The following is a 15,374-nucleotide window of genomic DNA, read 5'->3' on the forward strand; positions in this document are numbered from 1 at the left end:
TTGCTGCGGCGCTTAAGGCTTATGTAATGGCCTTATTTCAGAATTTCAATCCGGCGTGGTTTCGCTTCTTCAGGAACGATGCGCTCCAGATCGATGCTCAGCAGACCGAGTTCGAGACGCGCATCGCGCACCACGATGTGATCGGCCAGCTGGAATTTACGCTCAAAATTGCGCTCGGCGATGCCCTGATAAAGATATTTGCGCTCCGGCTGCTCTTCAGGGTGCGCGCCGCGTACCACCAGCATATTGTCGTGGGCGGTGATATCCAGCTCATTCTGGGCAAAGCCTGCTACCGCAATCGTAATGCGATAGTGGTTTTCATCCACCAGTTCGACATTGTAAGGAGGGTAACCTCCGTTCGCCTGGTTCTGGTTGGTTTCCAGCAGATTAAACAGACGATCGAAACCGATGGAAGAACGATAAAGTGGAGAGAGATCAAAGTTACGCATAATAAGACTCCTGATAATCAGCAAGTTTTGGCAACCTTCCACTATGGACAGGTTGTCCGGCCTGGCACTGTCCCATGCGGCAACAGTCATACGGCCGTAATGTGAAAATGGGTATGGTAGCGATCTTTTCAAGGGCCACCGGCGTGATTTTTTTGCAGCAAAACCGGTGAGATGACATACACTCAGGAAACCCTGCACCTGCACTGAAAACAGAGCCAGAGAGCGCTGATAACGTCAGGTGACATATTGCTGCCAGGGATGCAGCCATGACTGAAGGGATGATGACAATGAAGATGATAAAACGTTTTCCGCTGACCGGCCTGCTGGTGTGCTGTGTGATAACCACCTCCGGCTGCTCCAGCATGATGTCGCACTCCGGCGGCAGTCAGGGTTACTATCCTGGCACGCGCGCCAGTGCCAAAATGCTGACTGATGATGACACGGGCTGGGTGCTGAAACCGCTGGCGCTGATCGATCTGCCCTTCTCTGCCGTGCTGGATACGCTGCTGCTGCCGTGGGACTACTTCCACGCCGGTGAGGACAAACGCAGCTCCTCACCGCGCGAACGCGTGCTGCAAAGTGAAAGAGAGGCCAATACCCAGGCGAGCCTCGCTACGGCTGCCGCGATGCCGGCGTCGCACTGACGCAGAACAGCTGGCGCCAGCCCTCCACTTCACGCATATAGGCGATCTGTTTTCCGTCCGGCGACCAGACCACTGCGTCGCCGCTCAGCGCGGCGGCAGTGACCGGCGTCAGTGGCGTACAGCGACCGTCTGCCATTTCGCAGCGCATTACGCGGTCGGCACAGATAAAGGCGACGGCATCACCCTGCGGATGCCAGCTGAACGCAGACTGGATACTGCTGCTGAGCCGGGTGATCTGCCGCGGCTCACCGCCGTTGGGCGACACGCTCCAGAGCTGAATAATGTCCTGCTCATCGGCCAGCAGAAAGGCAATCGCGCTGCCGTCTGGCGCCGCGCGCAGCCAGTGACGCGGCTGCAGCGCCAGACCCCGGGTATGCGTCAGCCGCCGCTGCTGCACCCCTGCCGGCGGTGCCGGCATCCGGGTATCGCTGCCCTCCAGCGGCGAGCTGCCGGGACGGGCGTAATCAGCCAGCGCGTCCGGTAAATCCACGATAAACACCTCCGGCACCTTCTGCCCGCTGGCGCTGCGCGTGTCGCCGATAAAGGCGATAGCCCAGCGCTGCCAGCTGCCGTCAGCTTTCTGATAGCCGCGATCGCCAATCCAGCACTCTTCATAAGCGCGATCGATCGCATCGCTGCCGGGCTGCGGGTCGCGCTGCGTCTGGCTGATCAGCACGCAGTAGTGGCTGCCATCATACTCACGCGGATGTTTTTCAGCCGGACAGACCGGATGCAGCGGCACGGCCACGCCGACGTTGCGCAGATCCTCGCGGCTGTCGCGCTCATGCATCACATGATCGTTGTAAGTAAAGCTGAGGCGGGTGCCGTCCGGGCTAAAGACATGCACATGCGATCCGCCGCGCAGCGCGCCCGGCGTATAGGGCGCGGTAATATCGCAGGCGTCCAGCGTCTCCGCATGGCCATTCTGCACGATCACGCCACGGCGATGGTGAAAATCGTAATGCCAGTGCGCATCAGGATGTTCCGGGCCATGAATAAAGACGTAGCGCGGCGGCAGGTCGGGGCTTACGGTCACCACCCCAACGTGAGCCCCGTCGCGCGCCTGATAGAGAAGCTCAACGGCGCCCGTAAAGACGTTAACCCGCTCAATGGTCAGGCCGGTAAAAGAGGCGCCGGAGGGGCGCACATCAAACGCCAGCCACTGGCTGTCGGCGGTCCAGACGTTGATATTGGTCAGCTGGTGATGACGCTGCGCAAAGGTAAGCTGTTTTTCTGACATGGGACGCTCTGACAAATAACCGATGCTGATACGGTACGCGATTCCCTGCCGGGGTGCAGCAGTTTTGCGGGGATGCGCGCTTCCATGCGCGCCTCGTCGGATCAGCCAACGCGTTTCACGTCGCCGACCAGCAGAATGTAGGAGAGTGCGCCCACCAGCGCCACGGCGGAGATATACACCAGAGCCGGAGCAAAGCCATAATCCTGCGCCAGATAACCGACCACCAGCGGAACCGTAATACCGCCAAGTCCGCCGATAAAGTTGAACATGCCGCCGGTCAGACCAATCAGACGAACCGGTGCCAGCGATGATACCAGTGACCAGGTGATTGAGGCGAAACCGTTACCGAAGAACGCCAGCGCCATCAGCACCATAATCCACACGGGATCATTGGTGTAGTTAGCACCCATGATGCAGGTAGAGATCAGCAGACCGCAGATGATCGGCGTTTTGCGTGCGAAGCCGATTGAGCGTCCGCTGCGCACCAGCCTGTCGGCCACGATACCAGACAGGATCACGCCGAAAAAGGCGGCCAGAAACGGTACGGTTGTCATGAAACCGGCGGTTAATGCGGCAATATGCTTTTCCTGGGTCAGGTAGTTAGGGAACCATGTCAGGAAGAACCACAGCGTTGAGGTCACCGCAAACTGACCAAGGTACACGCCGCACAGTTTACGGTGGAACACCAGTTTCCAGTCGGCAGCTGTAAGCCGGGTGCGTGCTTTTTTCTCTGACGGCGCATCACCGTCAACCATTGCGCCACCTTCGCGAATATAGTCCAGCTCGGCCTGATTGATCCCTTTGCTGTGTCTGGGTGCCCGGTACACTTTGATCCACACCAGCGACCAGACGATGCCAATTCCGCCGGTAATGATAAACACCCAGTGCCAGCTGAGCAGCTCCTGGATCCAGATCAGCAGCGGCGTCAGGAATGCCAGTCCGACAAACTGTCCGGAGGTGTAGAAGCCAACGGCAGACGCACGCTCCTGCTCCGGAAACCAGCTGGTTACCAGGCGATTATTTGTCGGGAATGCCGGCGCCTCAAATACACCGGTAACCGCACGTAAGCTAATCAGCGATAATAAGCCCGTGGCAAATCCCTGAAATAATGTCGCCACCGACCAGCCGAGGATGGCAATAAAATAGGTCAGCCGCGAACCCACGCGATCGAGAAACCAGCCTCCCGGGATCTGGCAGAGCGTATATAGCCAGGCAAAGGCGGAAAAAATATAGCCCATTTCCGCTTTGGTAATGCCAAACTCCTCCTGAATATGGGCTGAGGCTACCGCTAAATTAGCGCGGTCCACATAACAAATAACCACGGTAATAAAGATCATTAACAGCGTAATATAACGCCGCCGCGTTGGTCTGGCCTGAACAGCAGAGAGATCCATGGTGTTTCTCCGTCATGATGTTGTCCGCAGGGCGCAACAAGGCGCACCGCAAACAATGCAGGGTAAGATAGTCAGATGTAATCCGCCGTAGCGGTAAATATGCCGTGCCGTCAGTAAGGCTGAGGGGTAGCCTGAGCCTTATTTATCCGGCACTTTTTTTAAAATATTTATAAATTTCCAACAGCCTGAATAATCCGGCCTGACGCAGGGTGATTATTTTAATCAGTCACCCGCAGAGCAGCGATCACCATTCAGCCACAGAGCCGTCCGGGAAGCGCCATAGCGGATTACGCCAGTCCGGCGCATTTTTACTGCGCTCAATCACCAGCTCTTCGTTAATTTCCACGCCAAGGCCTGGTTTATTCGACGGATAAAAGTGGCCATCATCCATTTTAAAATCGTCTTTATTAATAACGTAATCGAGCAGTTCGGCACCCTGATTGTAGTGAATACCCATGCTCTGCTCCTGGAATACCGCATTACGCGATACGAAGTCGACATGCAGACAGGCCGCGAGCGCAATCGGGCCCAGCGGACAGTGCGGCGCCAGCGCAACATCATACGACTCTGCCATGGCGGCAATTTTGTAGCATTCGGTGATGCCGCCAGCGTGCGACAGATCGGGCTGGAGAATGGCCAGCCCGCCCGCTTCCAGCACGCGTTTGAACTCAAACCGCGAGAACATCCGCTCACCGGCAGCGATCGGCAGGTGAGTCTGCGCAGCCAGGCGCGGATAGTATTCCGCCTGCTCGGCCAGCACCGGCTCTTCAATAAACAGCGGACGATAGGGCTCCAGCTCTTTAATCAGCACTTTTGCCATCGGCGCGCTGACGCGGCCGTGGAAATCGAGGCCAAACTCAATCTCGCTGCCGAACGCTTCGCGGATTTGCGCCACGGTATTGACCGCCGCGTCCACTTTGCGCGAGTTATCGATGATACCCATCTCTTCGCAGCCGTTGAGCTTGAAGGTATCAAACCCGATGGCGCGCAGTTTCTGAATGCCATCGATAACCTCCGCCGGCCGGTCACCGCCCACCCAGCTATACGCTTTGATACTGTCGCGTACCAGACCGCCAAGCAGCTGATATACCGGTACGCCAAGCGCTTTACCTTTGATATCCCACAGCGCCTGATCGATACCGGCAATGGCACTCATCAGAATCGGACCACCGCGGTAAAAGCCGCCGCGGTACATCACCTGCCATATGTCGTTGATGCGCGCCGGATCCTGCCCGACCAGATACTCTGACAGCTCATGCACCGCTGCTTCGACGCTGCGGGCGCGTCCTTCAATTACCGGTTCACCCCAGCCGGTGATGCCCTCGTCGGTTTCGATTTTCAGGAACATCCAGCGCGGCGGCAGGCGATACGTCGTGAGTCGGGTAATTTTCATTGTACAGCGTCCTTGTAAGCAGCAATAAATGCGCGGGCCTTCTCTGCCGTGCGTGACAGCGGCTGGCCGGCGCGATAGAGATCGCTGCCCAGACCGGCGCCGATGCAGCCTGCAGCCATAAATTCATGCAGATTTTCGGGTGTAACGCCGCCAACGGCAAACACCGGGACTTCCGGCGGCAGGACCGCTTTCAGCGCTTTGATATAGCCGGGGCCAAAGGCTGAAGAGGGGAAAATTTTCAGCGCCTGCGCCCCCGCCTTTAAAGCGGTAAAGGCTTCTGAAGCGGTAGCACAGCCGGCTGCAACAATCATGCCCTGCGCGACCGCCTGGCGAATCACGTCCGCATCCGTGTTGGGCGTGACCACCAGCCTGCTGTTCAGCGTGGCCAGCCTGTCGACCTGCGCCGTTTCCAGCACCGTTCCGGCGCCAATCAGCGCGCTATCGCCAAACTTTGTCACCATCGCCCCGATGCTTTGCGCCCAGTCGGGCGAATTCAGCGGAATTTCGATGGCATCAAAGCCAGCCTCAATGAGCGCACCGACGTGCGCTTCAGCTTCATCCGGTGTTATGCCGCGCAGAATAGCAATCAGCGGCAGTTTAGTGGGCCAGGACATTCGCAATACTCCTCATTCCATGCTGGAATGCAACATCGCCTTCCAGCGTAACTGAATCCCGGTTAATAAACGTCAGCGCCTGCTGATAACGCTGCGCCAGCGTGTGGCCGCCAATAATGGCGATCGGCTGTGGTGATGCAGCCATGCGCTGCGTCATCAGCGCCACTTCATGACCGATTAACAGGCCGGAAAGAAACTCACTGACATGACGGCGATCGCGGGCGCCCAGCACATGCGCCGCGCGCACTTCAAACAGGCGGGCAATAACAGACGCATCCTGACACCCTCTTTCCACCCCCTGCATAAATGCCGTCTGAGAGGTCTCCTGTTCGGGCAGACCGGCGCCAATCAGCGACTGCTGCAGCAGTAAATGGTGCAACTCACCGGTCATGACCGTACGGAAGTCCAGCACCCGATCCTGTTCCAGCTGAACCCATTTGGCATGCGTGCCGGGCATTACACACAGCGCTACCGGCTGCAGCGTTAACGCACCCAGCAGCTGCGTCTCTTCACCGCGCATCACGTTGTAGTTATCATCACGTTCAACGCTTAGTCCCGGCACAATCCATGCTTTTTGCTCCACACGCGTCAGGTGAGCGTGCAGCGCATTCAGGCTGGCCGGACAGGGCAGATAGGGGACTGACAGCCAGCCGGCATTGCTGCCGACCATGCCGGCCATGATCACCGGCACCTCATCCACAGGCCAGCCAGCGGTGACGCTGGCAAAGACCTGCGCTGGCGTCTGCCCGCCGAGGCGCGTGATGCCGGCGGGGGAGCGGCGTTCATCAACGCAGACGCCCTGCTGATAATGCCAGGCGCGTAAATTCGTTGAGCCCCAGTCAATAGCGATATAGCTGGTCACAAAATCTCTCTCAGTCGGGCCGTGGAGCTGGCAATCATCGCTTTTGCTGCACGTTCCGCGGCGTCACCATCCTGATGGCGAATAGCGTCGTACAGCGCTTTATGTTCAGCTAATGTGCGCGGCATATTGCCGGCGTCCGCCATGTACGTCTGCGCAAACACCGCTTTCTGGAGCTGGCTTATCGCGACGTTAAGCTGCTGCAGCACCGGATTATGTACCGAGCCCATCACCGCTTCGTGATAGCGAATATCCGCGTCGTTAAACGCTTCGCGATCGAGATGGTTTGCCACCATATCGTTATAGGCCTGTTCGATAGCGGCCAGATCGGTTGAGGTCGCCCGCTCGGCTGACCAGCGCGCAATCTGCGGCTCAACCAGCACGCGCACTTCGTTCATGGCGGCAATCAGGCGCGGATCCTGATCGTGCGCCAGCGCCCACTGCAATACATCGCTATCGAGATAATTCCACTGATTGCGCGAGGTCACGAACGCACCGCGGTAACGCTTCATCTCCATCAGGCGCTTTGCGATCAGCGCACGATAAACCTCACGGATAATGTTGCGTGAGGTCCCGAATTGTTCGCACAGCTCTGCTTCTGCGGGCAGCGCCGCACCCGGCACATACTTACCGGCGACAATCTCTTCACCCAGCGTATGGATAATGCGCTCTGTTTTGCTCAGCTGTTGTTGTGTCATGGGAGTCCGGTATATGAAGGGCATCAGCCCGTCAGATTACTGCGTTCCTGATTTGAAACCTAACGGCTGCCTGAGCCATTGCGGACGATTGTAGTACTACATATACATCTCGTACTACAATTCAGATCACAAAACAGACAATCGATGCGGATTTTACCGATCGGCAGGCCCTGCCGGCTCGTCATGACGCGCACAGCGTCAGCGTTTAACCACGGCAATGAGGAAGCCTGAAGCGCGCGGCTGGTCTGAGAAGGAGGTGATGCCGGTGCGGCAGGCCATACGACCTTCCACAACCGGCACAGAGATACCGCGGTGAGGGGGATTATCTGCGGGGCTCCCGCAGCGTGCCGGGAATCATATAAACGTGCTGGGGTTACAACACCAGCTCTTCGATAGCGTGCGCAACGCCATCTTCCATATTGGTTTTAGTCACGAACTGAGCGATCTTTTTCACTGAGTCGATGGCATTACCCATCGCCACGCCGGTGCCGGCATACTCAATCATCGCCAGATCGTTCTCCTGATCGCCAATCGCCATCACTTCTGACTGCTGCAGGCCGAGTTTTTCCGCCAGCATCTTCACGCCATAGCCTTTGTTCACCAGCGGGTTGAGGATCTCCAGAAAATAAGGCGCGCTTTTCAGGACGGTGTAGCTCTCCTGCATGCGCGCTGGCAGCCTGGCAATCGCTTTATCCAGCAGCGCCGGCTTATCGATCATCATAATTTTCGGGAAGCGCGTCGCCGGATCCATCTCTTCAACCGCACGATAGCGCACCGGAATACCGGTCAGGCTGGCTTCATGAATGGTGTATTCGCTGATGTCTTTATTGGGGGTATAGAGGGACGATTTGTCGAACGCCTGAAAATGCACGCCGAGTTCGCGCGCCAGCTGCTCAAGATAGAGGTAATCATCAAAGCTCAGCGTTTTCTCAGCCACCACGTCACCGCTATCGGCCTTGTGCGCCAGCGCACCGTTATTGCTGATGCAGTACTGACCCGGCTGGCGCAGATCCAGCTCCATCAGATAGCGCTCAACGCCGACAAACGGGCGGCCGGTCGCCAGCACAATCGACACGCCCTTGTCGCGCGCGCGCCCAATCGCTGTTTTTACCGCCGGAGTGATTTCGTGCTGCGGATTCAGCAGCGTGCCGTCCATATCGATCGCAATCAGTTTTATCGCCATAACGTCCTCGGTTAATTCAGTGTCTGACTTTCATGCTAGCGCGATTCAGCTCTCATTGACCAGTTTATCGGCGCGGCGGATCGCAGATGCGGTGGGCGGCAGGCTGAGCCTGGTGGTTGAGATGCCGGATGGTTCAGGAGAAAGGACGCTGCGGATATAAAAAACCCCTCCCGGGCGGGAGGGGTCAGAGCGTATCAGATATCGATATTTGCGGCTTTCAGCGCGTTCTCTTCGATAAAGGCGCGACGCGGCTCCACCGCATCGCCCATCAGCGTGGTAAAGAGCTGATCGGCAGCAATCGCATCCTTAATGGTAACGCGCAGCATACGGCGGCTGTCCGGATCCATCGTGGTTTCCCACAGCTGCTCCGGGTTCATCTCGCCCAGCCCTTTATAGCGCTGAATGGAGAGACCACGGCGCGACTCTTTCACCAGCCACTCAATCGCCTGCTCGAAGCTGGCAACCGGCTGACGACGTTCGCCGCGCTCGATATAGGCGTCCTCTTCAATCAGGCCGCGCAGCTGCTCGCCCAGCGCACAGATTTTGCGATACTCCGGACCACCGATAAACTCGCTATCCAGCGGATAGTCGGTATCCACGCCGTGGGTGCGCACACGCAGTACCGGCTCAGCCAGCTGCAGCTCACGGTTTTCGCGTACCTGTGCCACATAGGTGCTGCCGTGTGCTTCACGCTCGTTGAGATACGCCACCAGCGTCTCCAGCCAGCTGCTGACGGCAGCGGTATCTTCCAGCCCCGCCAGCGTTGGATGGTAAACCAGCGCGTTCAGCAGCGCCGCCGGGAAGCGACGCTCCATGCGTTTGATCATCTTCTGCGTACTGTTGTATTCCGCGACCAGGCTCTCCAGCGGCTCGCCGCCCAGCGCCGGTGCGCTGGCGTTGGTGTGCAGCGTAGCGCCGTCCAGCGCGATGGCGATCTGATACTGATCCATCGCGTCGGTGTCTTTAATGTACTGTTCCTGCTTGCCTTTTTTCACTTTAAACAGCGGCGGCTGCGCAATATAGACGTGGCCGCGCTCAATGATTTCCGGCATCTGACGGTAGAAGAAGGTCAGCAGCAGCGTGCGGATGTGTGAACCATCAACGTCCGCATCGGTCATGATAATGATGCTGTGATAGCGCAGTTTATCCGGATTGTACTCATCGCGACCGATGCCGCAGCCCAGCGCGGTGATCAGCGTGGCGACCTCCTGCGAAGAGAGCATTTTATCGAAACGCGCTTTCTCTACGTTGAGAATTTTTCCCTTCAGCGGCAGAATCGCCTGGTTTTTACGGTTACGCCCCTGCTTCGCCGATCCGCCTGCAGAGTCACCCTCCACCAGGTAGATTTCAGAAAGCGCCGGATCGCGCTCCTGACAGTCTGCCAGCTTGCCCGGCAGGCCGGCCAGATCCAGCGCGCCTTTGCGGCGGGTCATCTCACGCGCACGGCGTGCTGCTTCGCGCGCGCGCGCCGCATCGATGATTTTGCCTACCACAATTTTTGCATCCGCCGGGTTTTCCAGCAGGTATTCGCTCAGCAGCTCATTCATCTGCTGCTCTACCGCCGATTTTACTTCGGAGGAGACCAGCTTATCTTTGGTCTGCGAGGAGAACTTCGGATCCGGCACTTTCACGGAAACCACGGCAATCAGGCCTTCACGCGCATCGTCACCGGTGGCGCTGACTTTGGCTTTTTTGCTGTAGCCCTCTTTATCCATATAGGCATTGAGCGTGCGCGTCATCGCCGCACGGAAACCGGCGAGATGCGTCCCGCCGTCGCGCTGCGGAATGTTATTGGTAAAGCAGTAGATGTTTTCCTGGAAACCATCGTTCCACTGCAGCGCCACTTCCACACCGATGCCATCTTTCTCGGTAGAGAAATAGAATACGTTAGGGTGAATCGGGTTTTTGTTGCGGTTCAGATACTCCACAAACGCCCTGATGCCGCCTTCATAGTGGTAGTGATCGCTCTTGTCATCACGCTTATCCTGCAGGCGAATAGAGACGCCGGAGTTCAGGAACGAAAGCTCACGCAGGCGTTTGGCAAGAATCTCATATTCAAAATCGGTGACGTTGGTAAAGGTCTCGTGGCTTGGCCAGAAGCGTACGCGCGTACCGGTCGTCTCGGTATCGCCGGTAACCGCCAGCGGCGCCTGCGGCACGCCGTGCACGTAGGTCTGCTGATGCACTTTGCCGTCGCGACGAATGGTCAGCTCCAGCTTCTGCGACAGGGCATTAACCACGGAAACGCCAACGCCGTGCAGGCCGCCCGACACTTTGTAAGAGTTGTCATCAAACTTACCGCCGGCGTGCAGAACGGTCATGATCACTTCCGCCGCCGAGACACCCTCTTCCGGGTGAATACCGGTTGGAATACCGCGCCCGTCATCCTGCACCGACACGGAGTTATCCGCGTGGATAGTGACCACGATGTCACTGCAGTGTCCGGCGAGCGCTTCGTCGATGGCGTTATCCACGACCTCGAATACCATGTGATGCAGACCGGTGCCGTCATCCGTATCGCCGATATACATACCCGGGCGTTTGCGTACCGCATCAAGCCCTTTCAGGACTTTGATACTTGAGGAGTCATAAGAATTCGACATCAACGTTTCTCGCTCATTTAATCTTCAGGTTGAACCGCTATTTTACCCTGTTCCACGCGGAACATCTTGCCCTTTTCGTCGCTCATATCGATTACATGCTCTGTGCCAATAGCGCTGACAAACACCTGAGCCTGCGTGGCTTTCAGCCGCTCAGCCAGCAGTCGCCGGCGCGTGTCATCCAGCTCGGATGCGAAGTCATCAATCAGGTATAAACAGCGACGTCCGCTGCTGCGCGTCAGGTACTCACCCTGCGCTAAACGCAGGGCGCACATCAGCAGCTTCAGCTGTCCGCGTGAGAGTAAATCTTCTACCGGCGTCCCTTCAGCACGAATGCGGAAATCCGCTTTGTGCGGGCCGCTGGCGGTGTAGGTAAGCGCGCGATCGCGCTCAAAATTGCGCTCCAGCAGATCGCCATAGTCGCTCTCTTTATCCCAGCCGCGCTGGAAAGAGAATAACAGGGCAAACTCAGGCAAAAACTGGCTGCAGGTCGCGGTGATCTCACTGGCGATGGCCGCGCTGTACTCCGCGCGCCAGGCGCTGATCTGCGCGGCCAGCGGCACCAGCTCCTGATCCCACGGACGAATCTGGCTGTAGCGTGAGGCCTGACGCAGCGCCGCGTTACGCTGCTTCAGCAGGCGACGCAGGTTGCTCCAGGCGATAAAAAAACCGGGATAAGCATGAAAACAGCCCCAGTCGATATAGGCTCTGCGGTATTTGGGGCCGCCGTTGAGCAATGTAAACCCCTCAGGCGTAATCAGCTGCATCGGCAGCAGCTGCGCCAGCTCGGCCACTTTATGCCCGTCGCTGCCGTCAATCCGCACCTTGCTGTCGCCGGCGCGGTTTTTGGTCAGCCCCACCGCCAGCGCGCGTTCACCGCCGCCATCAATACGCCCGTGCAGGACAAACGCCTCCTGCTCGTGACGGATCACCCGCCCCGCCTGCAGGCTGCGAAACGCCCGTCCGTGACCCAGCGTATAAATCGCCTCCAGCACGCTGGTTTTACCGCTGCCGTTGGCGCCGACAAGAAAGTTAAAGCCGGGTGCGAGGTCCAGGTCAGCCTGCTCAATATTACGAAAATCTTTAATCAGAAGGCGGGTTAAAGCCATGACGTGTTCCGGGGATCAACGTAGGGGAGCCATTAATGGCTCCCGAAGTGGTGCAAAAATCCGTCAGGTCGGCATAAATGCCGCCCCTACAATCTCATCGGCATGACGACGTATGCCGCAGCTGGACTGGCTACGTCTTCAATCTGTACGCTGGAAACAGAGTCGGTAAGCAGCAGACGGACGTTCTCGCACTTCAGCGCATTCAGCACATCCAGTACGTAGCTGACGTTAAAGCCAATCTCCAGCTCGGTGCCGCTATAAGAGACATCCAGCATCTCTTCCGCCTCTTCCTGCTCCGGGTTGTTTGCCGTGATTTTCAGCTGATTTTCAGTGATGTAGATGCGTACGCCGCGGAATTTCTCATTGGACAAAATAGCCGCACGGGCAAACGCCTGCTTGAGCAGATCGCAGCCCGCCTCCAGCGCCTTGTCCGGATTTTTGGGCAGAACGCGCCGGTAGTCAGGAAAACGACCATCCACCAGCTTAGAGGTGAAGATGAAATCGCCTACGTGCGCCCGAATGTTGCTGCTGCCAATCTGCACGCGCAGCGGGTTCTCACCGCCGTCCAGCAGGCGGACCAGCTCAATGACCCCTTTACGCGGTACGATCACAGAATGGTTTGGCAGCGCCTGACCAATCGGCATGGCGCAGACCGCCAGACGGTGACCGTCAGTTGCAACGGTACGCAGCTCTTCACCTTCGGTCTCAAACAGCATACCGTTAAGGTAGTAACGTACATCCTGATGCGCCATTGAAAACTGCGTGGCTTCAATCAGCCGCTTCAGCGTGGCCTGCGGCAGCGTAAATTCAACCTCGCTTTGCCAGTCATCCAGGTTAGGAAAATCGCTGGCAGGCAGCGTTGACAGTGAAAAACGACTGCGCCCGGAACGCACCAGCATGCGATCGCCTTCCAGCGTAACGCTGATTTCAGCGCCTTCGGGCAGGCCACGGCAGATATCAAGGAATTTGCGCGCCGGCACCGTGGTGGCGCCAGGCTCGTGGGCCTGATTCAGCGCCACGCGCGCTACCATTTCCATTTCCAGATCGGTTCCGGTCAGCAACAACGACCCTTCATTTACCTGCAGCAGCAAATTTCCGAGGATCGGCAGCGTCGGACGTCCGCCAAGCGGACCACTTACCTGTTGCAGGGGTTTCAGCAACTGCTCACGTTCAACAATAAATTTCATATGCGTCAGGAAGATAATGTTCGGATAAGGTTAGAGAAATCTTCTTTGATGTCGTGGCTCTCTTCACGCAGCTGCTCGATTTTCCGGCAGGCGTGCAGCACGGTGGTATGGTCCCGGCCACCAAACGCATCGCCAATTTCTGGCAGACTATGGTTGGTCAGCTCTTTTGCCATCGCCATCGCCATTTGACGCGGCCGCGCCACAGAGCGCGACCGGCGTTTCGACAGCAAATCCGCCACTTTGATTTTGTAATATTCCGCTACGGTTTTCTGAATGTTGTCGATGGTAACCAGCTTCTCCTGCAGCGCCAGCAAATCGCGCAGCGCTTCACGCACGAAATCGATGGTAATAGCGCGTCCGGTAAAGTTGGCATTCGCGATCACGCGGTTCAGCGCCCCTTCAAGCTCACGCACGTTGGAACGCAGACGTTTGGCAATGAAGAAAGCGACTTCACCCGGCAGGCGGATATCGTTCTCATCTGCTTTTTTCATCAGAATGGCCACGCGCGTTTCCAGTTCAGGCGGCTCAATGGCTACGGTCAGACCCCAGCCAAAGCGTGACTTGAGGCGATCTTCCACGCCGTTAATCTCTTTGGGATAACGGTCAGAGGTGAGAATGATCTGCTGATTGCCTTCCAGCAGCGCGTTGAAGGTGTGAAAAAACTCCTCCTGCGAGCGCTCTTTATTGGCAAAGAACTGAATATCATCGATCAGCAGCGCGTCCACGGAACGGTAGTAGCGTTTGAACTCTTCAATCGCATTGTTCTGCAGCGCTTTTACCATGTCCTGCACAAACCGCTCTGAGTGCATGTAGACCACTTTGGCGTTGGGTTTACGGGCAATAATGCCATTACCGACCGCATGCAGCAGGTGCGTTTTACCCAGACCCGTGCCGCCATAAAGGAACAGCGGGTTATAGGCACCACCAGGATTATCTGCCACCTGGCGTGCCGCCGCGCGCGCCAGCTGGTTTGATTTACCCTCAACAAAGTTGTCGAAGTTATGGCGGTTGTTCACGTTCGAGCGATAGGTCACGTCCGCAGGTGCCGGCACTGAATCCCAGCTCGGACGCAGCAGCTGTGCCGGTGCCGGACGGGTTTCCACCGGTGCCGGCGCGCTGACGGTGCTGGTCATAACCGGCTGTGCAGCAGCAACCTGCGCCACAGGACGCGTACCCACTTCAAATCGCAGCAACGGCACATTTGCGCCGCAGAACTCGTTCAGCAGCCCATTAATACTGTTGAGGTATTTATCCCGAACCCAGTCGAGTACAAACCGATTTGGTGCATACAAGGCCAGCGTATTGTCGTTTAATTCAGCCTGCAGTGGACGGATCCACATGCTGAATTCGGTGGCAGGTAATTCATCCTGCAAACGGGCAAGACACTGTTGCCAAAGCGTAAGTGACACGGCGGACTCCACTCGTACAAAATCGATAAGAATTTAAGGCGCTAATAATAGAAACTGTCTTTTTTGACACAGGCGGTCAGAAAGCGCCTGCGACCGCTGTCTGCGGTAGTCATCCCCGGCGATCGCAGTGAGGATCGTCAGCGGAAGGGCGGATCATAGCGCAAAGCGCACCAGAGATCTTCCCTTTCTACACAGTTTTGATCCAATTTATCCACAGGGTGTAAAACCTTTGAACAGTTTATCCGTTCTGGCAAAAAAGCAAGCGAAGATCGCGCAGCAGACGCGAATTTTTCAGCCGCCGTCGCGTTTTTTTTCCTGTGGATAGCGTGTGCGATCGCAAGAAGATCCTGGACGATCCTTGCGCTTTCCTTTACAGGCCGTATAATTCCCCACCCGGCATTGGCACGTGGTGCATTAATGCCCGGAATCGCGGTGTTTCCGGGTATTCAGGTCCCGCGACCAGCGAAGTAAATTGACTCCGGACTGTACAATTATTACAATCCCGCCTCTTTATTAAAGACACATTGAGGCGTCGGTCGCTTTACTGCCCCGAAAACGCGTCACCCAGTGAAATTTTTCAAGTTTAGGTAGAAAT

At 57.0% G+C, this 15,374-nt stretch carries 13 protein-coding genes; 1 reads left to right on the top strand and 12 read right to left on the bottom strand.

Going from position 1 to position 15,374, the window contains the following annotated elements; translation table 11 throughout:
* Nucleotides 1-32: 32 nt before the first annotated feature.
* Nucleotides 33-449: a small heat shock chaperone IbpA gene (ibpA, locus tag B4056_RS07645; protein WP_039381531.1), complete on the bottom strand. Its 417-nt coding sequence runs from the start codon at nucleotides 447-449 to the stop codon at nucleotides 33-35.
* A gap of 287 nt (nucleotides 450-736) precedes the next feature.
* On the opposite strand from ibpA, the gene B4056_RS07650 reads away from it, so the two are divergent.
* Nucleotides 737-1,093 (top strand): YceK/YidQ family lipoprotein, encoded by a 357-nt coding sequence (locus B4056_RS07650; RefSeq protein WP_223811800.1) that lies wholly within the window; start codon nucleotides 737-739, stop codon nucleotides 1,091-1,093.
* Here the strand turns inward: B4056_RS07650 and B4056_RS07655 are convergent.
* The 11 genes from B4056_RS07655 to dnaA form a co-directional block, all read right to left on the bottom strand.
* Nucleotides 1,062-2,333 carry a DUF3748 domain-containing protein gene (locus tag B4056_RS07655; protein WP_113655848.1) on the bottom strand — a complete coding sequence of 424 codons (1,272 nt, stop codon included), beginning with the start codon at nucleotides 2,331-2,333 and terminating at the stop codon, nucleotides 1,062-1,064. The two genes, B4056_RS07650 and B4056_RS07655, sit on opposite strands and share 32 nt — an antisense overlap.
* A 101-nt stretch (nucleotides 2,334-2,434) precedes the next feature.
* On the bottom strand, nucleotides 2,435-3,727 hold the full coding sequence (locus B4056_RS07660; protein WP_039381522.1) for an MFS transporter: 1,293 nt from the start codon (nucleotides 3,725-3,727) through the stop codon (nucleotides 2,435-2,437).
* A 244-nt stretch (nucleotides 3,728-3,971) separates the two neighbouring features.
* A complete protein-coding gene (gene dgoD / locus B4056_RS07665; RefSeq protein WP_288654305.1) occupies nucleotides 3,972-5,120 on the bottom strand; it encodes a galactonate dehydratase in 1,149 nt (382 codons plus the stop codon).
* Nucleotides 5,117-5,734, bottom strand: coding sequence for a 2-dehydro-3-deoxy-6-phosphogalactonate aldolase (locus B4056_RS07670; protein WP_094111682.1), 618 nt, complete (start codon nucleotides 5,732-5,734; stop codon nucleotides 5,117-5,119). Before B4056_RS07670 ends, dgoD begins: the two co-directional genes overlap by 4 nt.
* Nucleotides 5,718-6,596, bottom strand: coding sequence for a 2-dehydro-3-deoxygalactonokinase (locus B4056_RS07675; protein WP_094111681.1), 879 nt, complete (start codon nucleotides 6,594-6,596; stop codon nucleotides 5,718-5,720). The genes B4056_RS07670 and B4056_RS07675 overlap by 17 nt, the downstream gene beginning before the upstream one ends.
* On the bottom strand, nucleotides 6,593-7,291 hold the full coding sequence (locus B4056_RS07680) for a FadR/GntR family transcriptional regulator (protein ID WP_113655849.1): 699 nt from the start codon (nucleotides 7,289-7,291) through the stop codon (nucleotides 6,593-6,595). Before B4056_RS07680 ends, B4056_RS07675 begins: the two co-directional genes overlap by 4 nt.
* 373 nt (nucleotides 7,292-7,664) lie before the next feature.
* Nucleotides 7,665-8,474 (bottom strand): sugar-phosphatase, encoded by an 810-nt coding sequence (yidA, locus tag B4056_RS07685; protein ID WP_039381505.1) that lies wholly within the window; start codon nucleotides 8,472-8,474, stop codon nucleotides 7,665-7,667.
* A gap of 194 nt (nucleotides 8,475-8,668) precedes the next feature.
* Nucleotides 8,669-11,077 carry a DNA topoisomerase (ATP-hydrolyzing) subunit B gene (gene gyrB, locus B4056_RS07690; RefSeq protein ID WP_150034923.1) on the bottom strand — a complete coding sequence of 803 codons (2,409 nt, stop codon included), beginning with the start codon at nucleotides 11,075-11,077 and terminating at the stop codon, nucleotides 8,669-8,671.
* A 17-nt stretch (nucleotides 11,078-11,094) separates the two neighbouring features.
* Nucleotides 11,095-12,183, bottom strand: a complete 1,089-nt coding sequence (gene recF, locus B4056_RS07695) for a DNA replication/repair protein RecF (protein WP_288654309.1) — start codon at nucleotides 12,181-12,183, stop codon at nucleotides 11,095-11,097.
* A gap of 86 nt (nucleotides 12,184-12,269) precedes the next feature.
* Entirely contained in the window at nucleotides 12,270-13,370 is a 1,101-nt protein-coding gene (gene dnaN, locus B4056_RS07700) for a DNA polymerase III subunit beta (protein ID WP_039381494.1), read from the bottom strand.
* A 5-nt stretch (nucleotides 13,371-13,375) separates the two neighbouring features.
* Entirely contained in the window at nucleotides 13,376-14,779 is a 1,404-nt protein-coding gene (gene dnaA / locus B4056_RS07705) for a chromosomal replication initiator protein DnaA (protein WP_039381492.1), read from the bottom strand.
* Nucleotides 14,780-15,374: the final 595 nt, after the last annotated feature.

Origin of the sequence: Pantoea sp. UBA7232, assembly GCF_002473195.1 — a bacterium.
In the GTDB taxonomy this organism is placed as follows: Bacteria; Pseudomonadota; Gammaproteobacteria; order Enterobacterales; family Enterobacteriaceae; genus Pantoea; species Pantoea eucrina.

What these genes read in the sequence shown, in the direction of transcription:
- B4056_RS07670 (WP_094111682.1), bottom strand. Translation starts at nt 5,734, where the DNA reads ATGTCCTGGCCCACTAAACTGCCGCTGATTGCTATTCTGCGCGGCATA.
- recF (WP_288654309.1), bottom strand. Translation starts at nt 12,183, where the DNA reads ATGGCTTTAACCCGCCTTCTGATTAAAGATTTTCGTAATATTGAGCAG.
- B4056_RS07655 (WP_113655848.1), bottom strand. Translation starts at nt 2,333, where the DNA reads ATGTCAGAAAAACAGCTTACCTTTGCGCAGCGTCATCACCAGCTGACC.
- gyrB (WP_150034923.1), bottom strand. Translation starts at nt 11,077, where the DNA reads ATGTCGAATTCTTATGACTCCTCAAGTATCAAAGTCCTGAAAGGGCTT.
- B4056_RS07680 (WP_113655849.1), bottom strand. Translation starts at nt 7,291, where the DNA reads ATGACACAACAACAGCTGAGCAAAACAGAGCGCATTATCCATACGCTG.
- yidA (WP_039381505.1), bottom strand. Translation starts at nt 8,474, where the DNA reads ATGGCGATAAAACTGATTGCGATCGATATGGACGGCACGCTGCTGAAT.
- dgoD (WP_288654305.1), bottom strand. Translation starts at nt 5,120, where the DNA reads ATGAAAATTACCCGACTCACGACGTATCGCCTGCCGCCGCGCTGGATG.
- dnaN (WP_039381494.1), bottom strand. Translation starts at nt 13,370, where the DNA reads ATGAAATTTATTGTTGAACGTGAGCAGTTGCTGAAACCCCTGCAACAG.
- B4056_RS07650 (WP_223811800.1), top strand. Translation starts at nt 737, where the DNA reads ATGAAGATGATAAAACGTTTTCCGCTGACCGGCCTGCTGGTGTGCTGT.
- ibpA (WP_039381531.1), bottom strand. Translation starts at nt 449, where the DNA reads ATGCGTAACTTTGATCTCTCTCCACTTTATCGTTCTTCCATCGGTTTC.
- B4056_RS07660 (WP_039381522.1), bottom strand. Translation starts at nt 3,727, where the DNA reads ATGGATCTCTCTGCTGTTCAGGCCAGACCAACGCGGCGGCGTTATATT.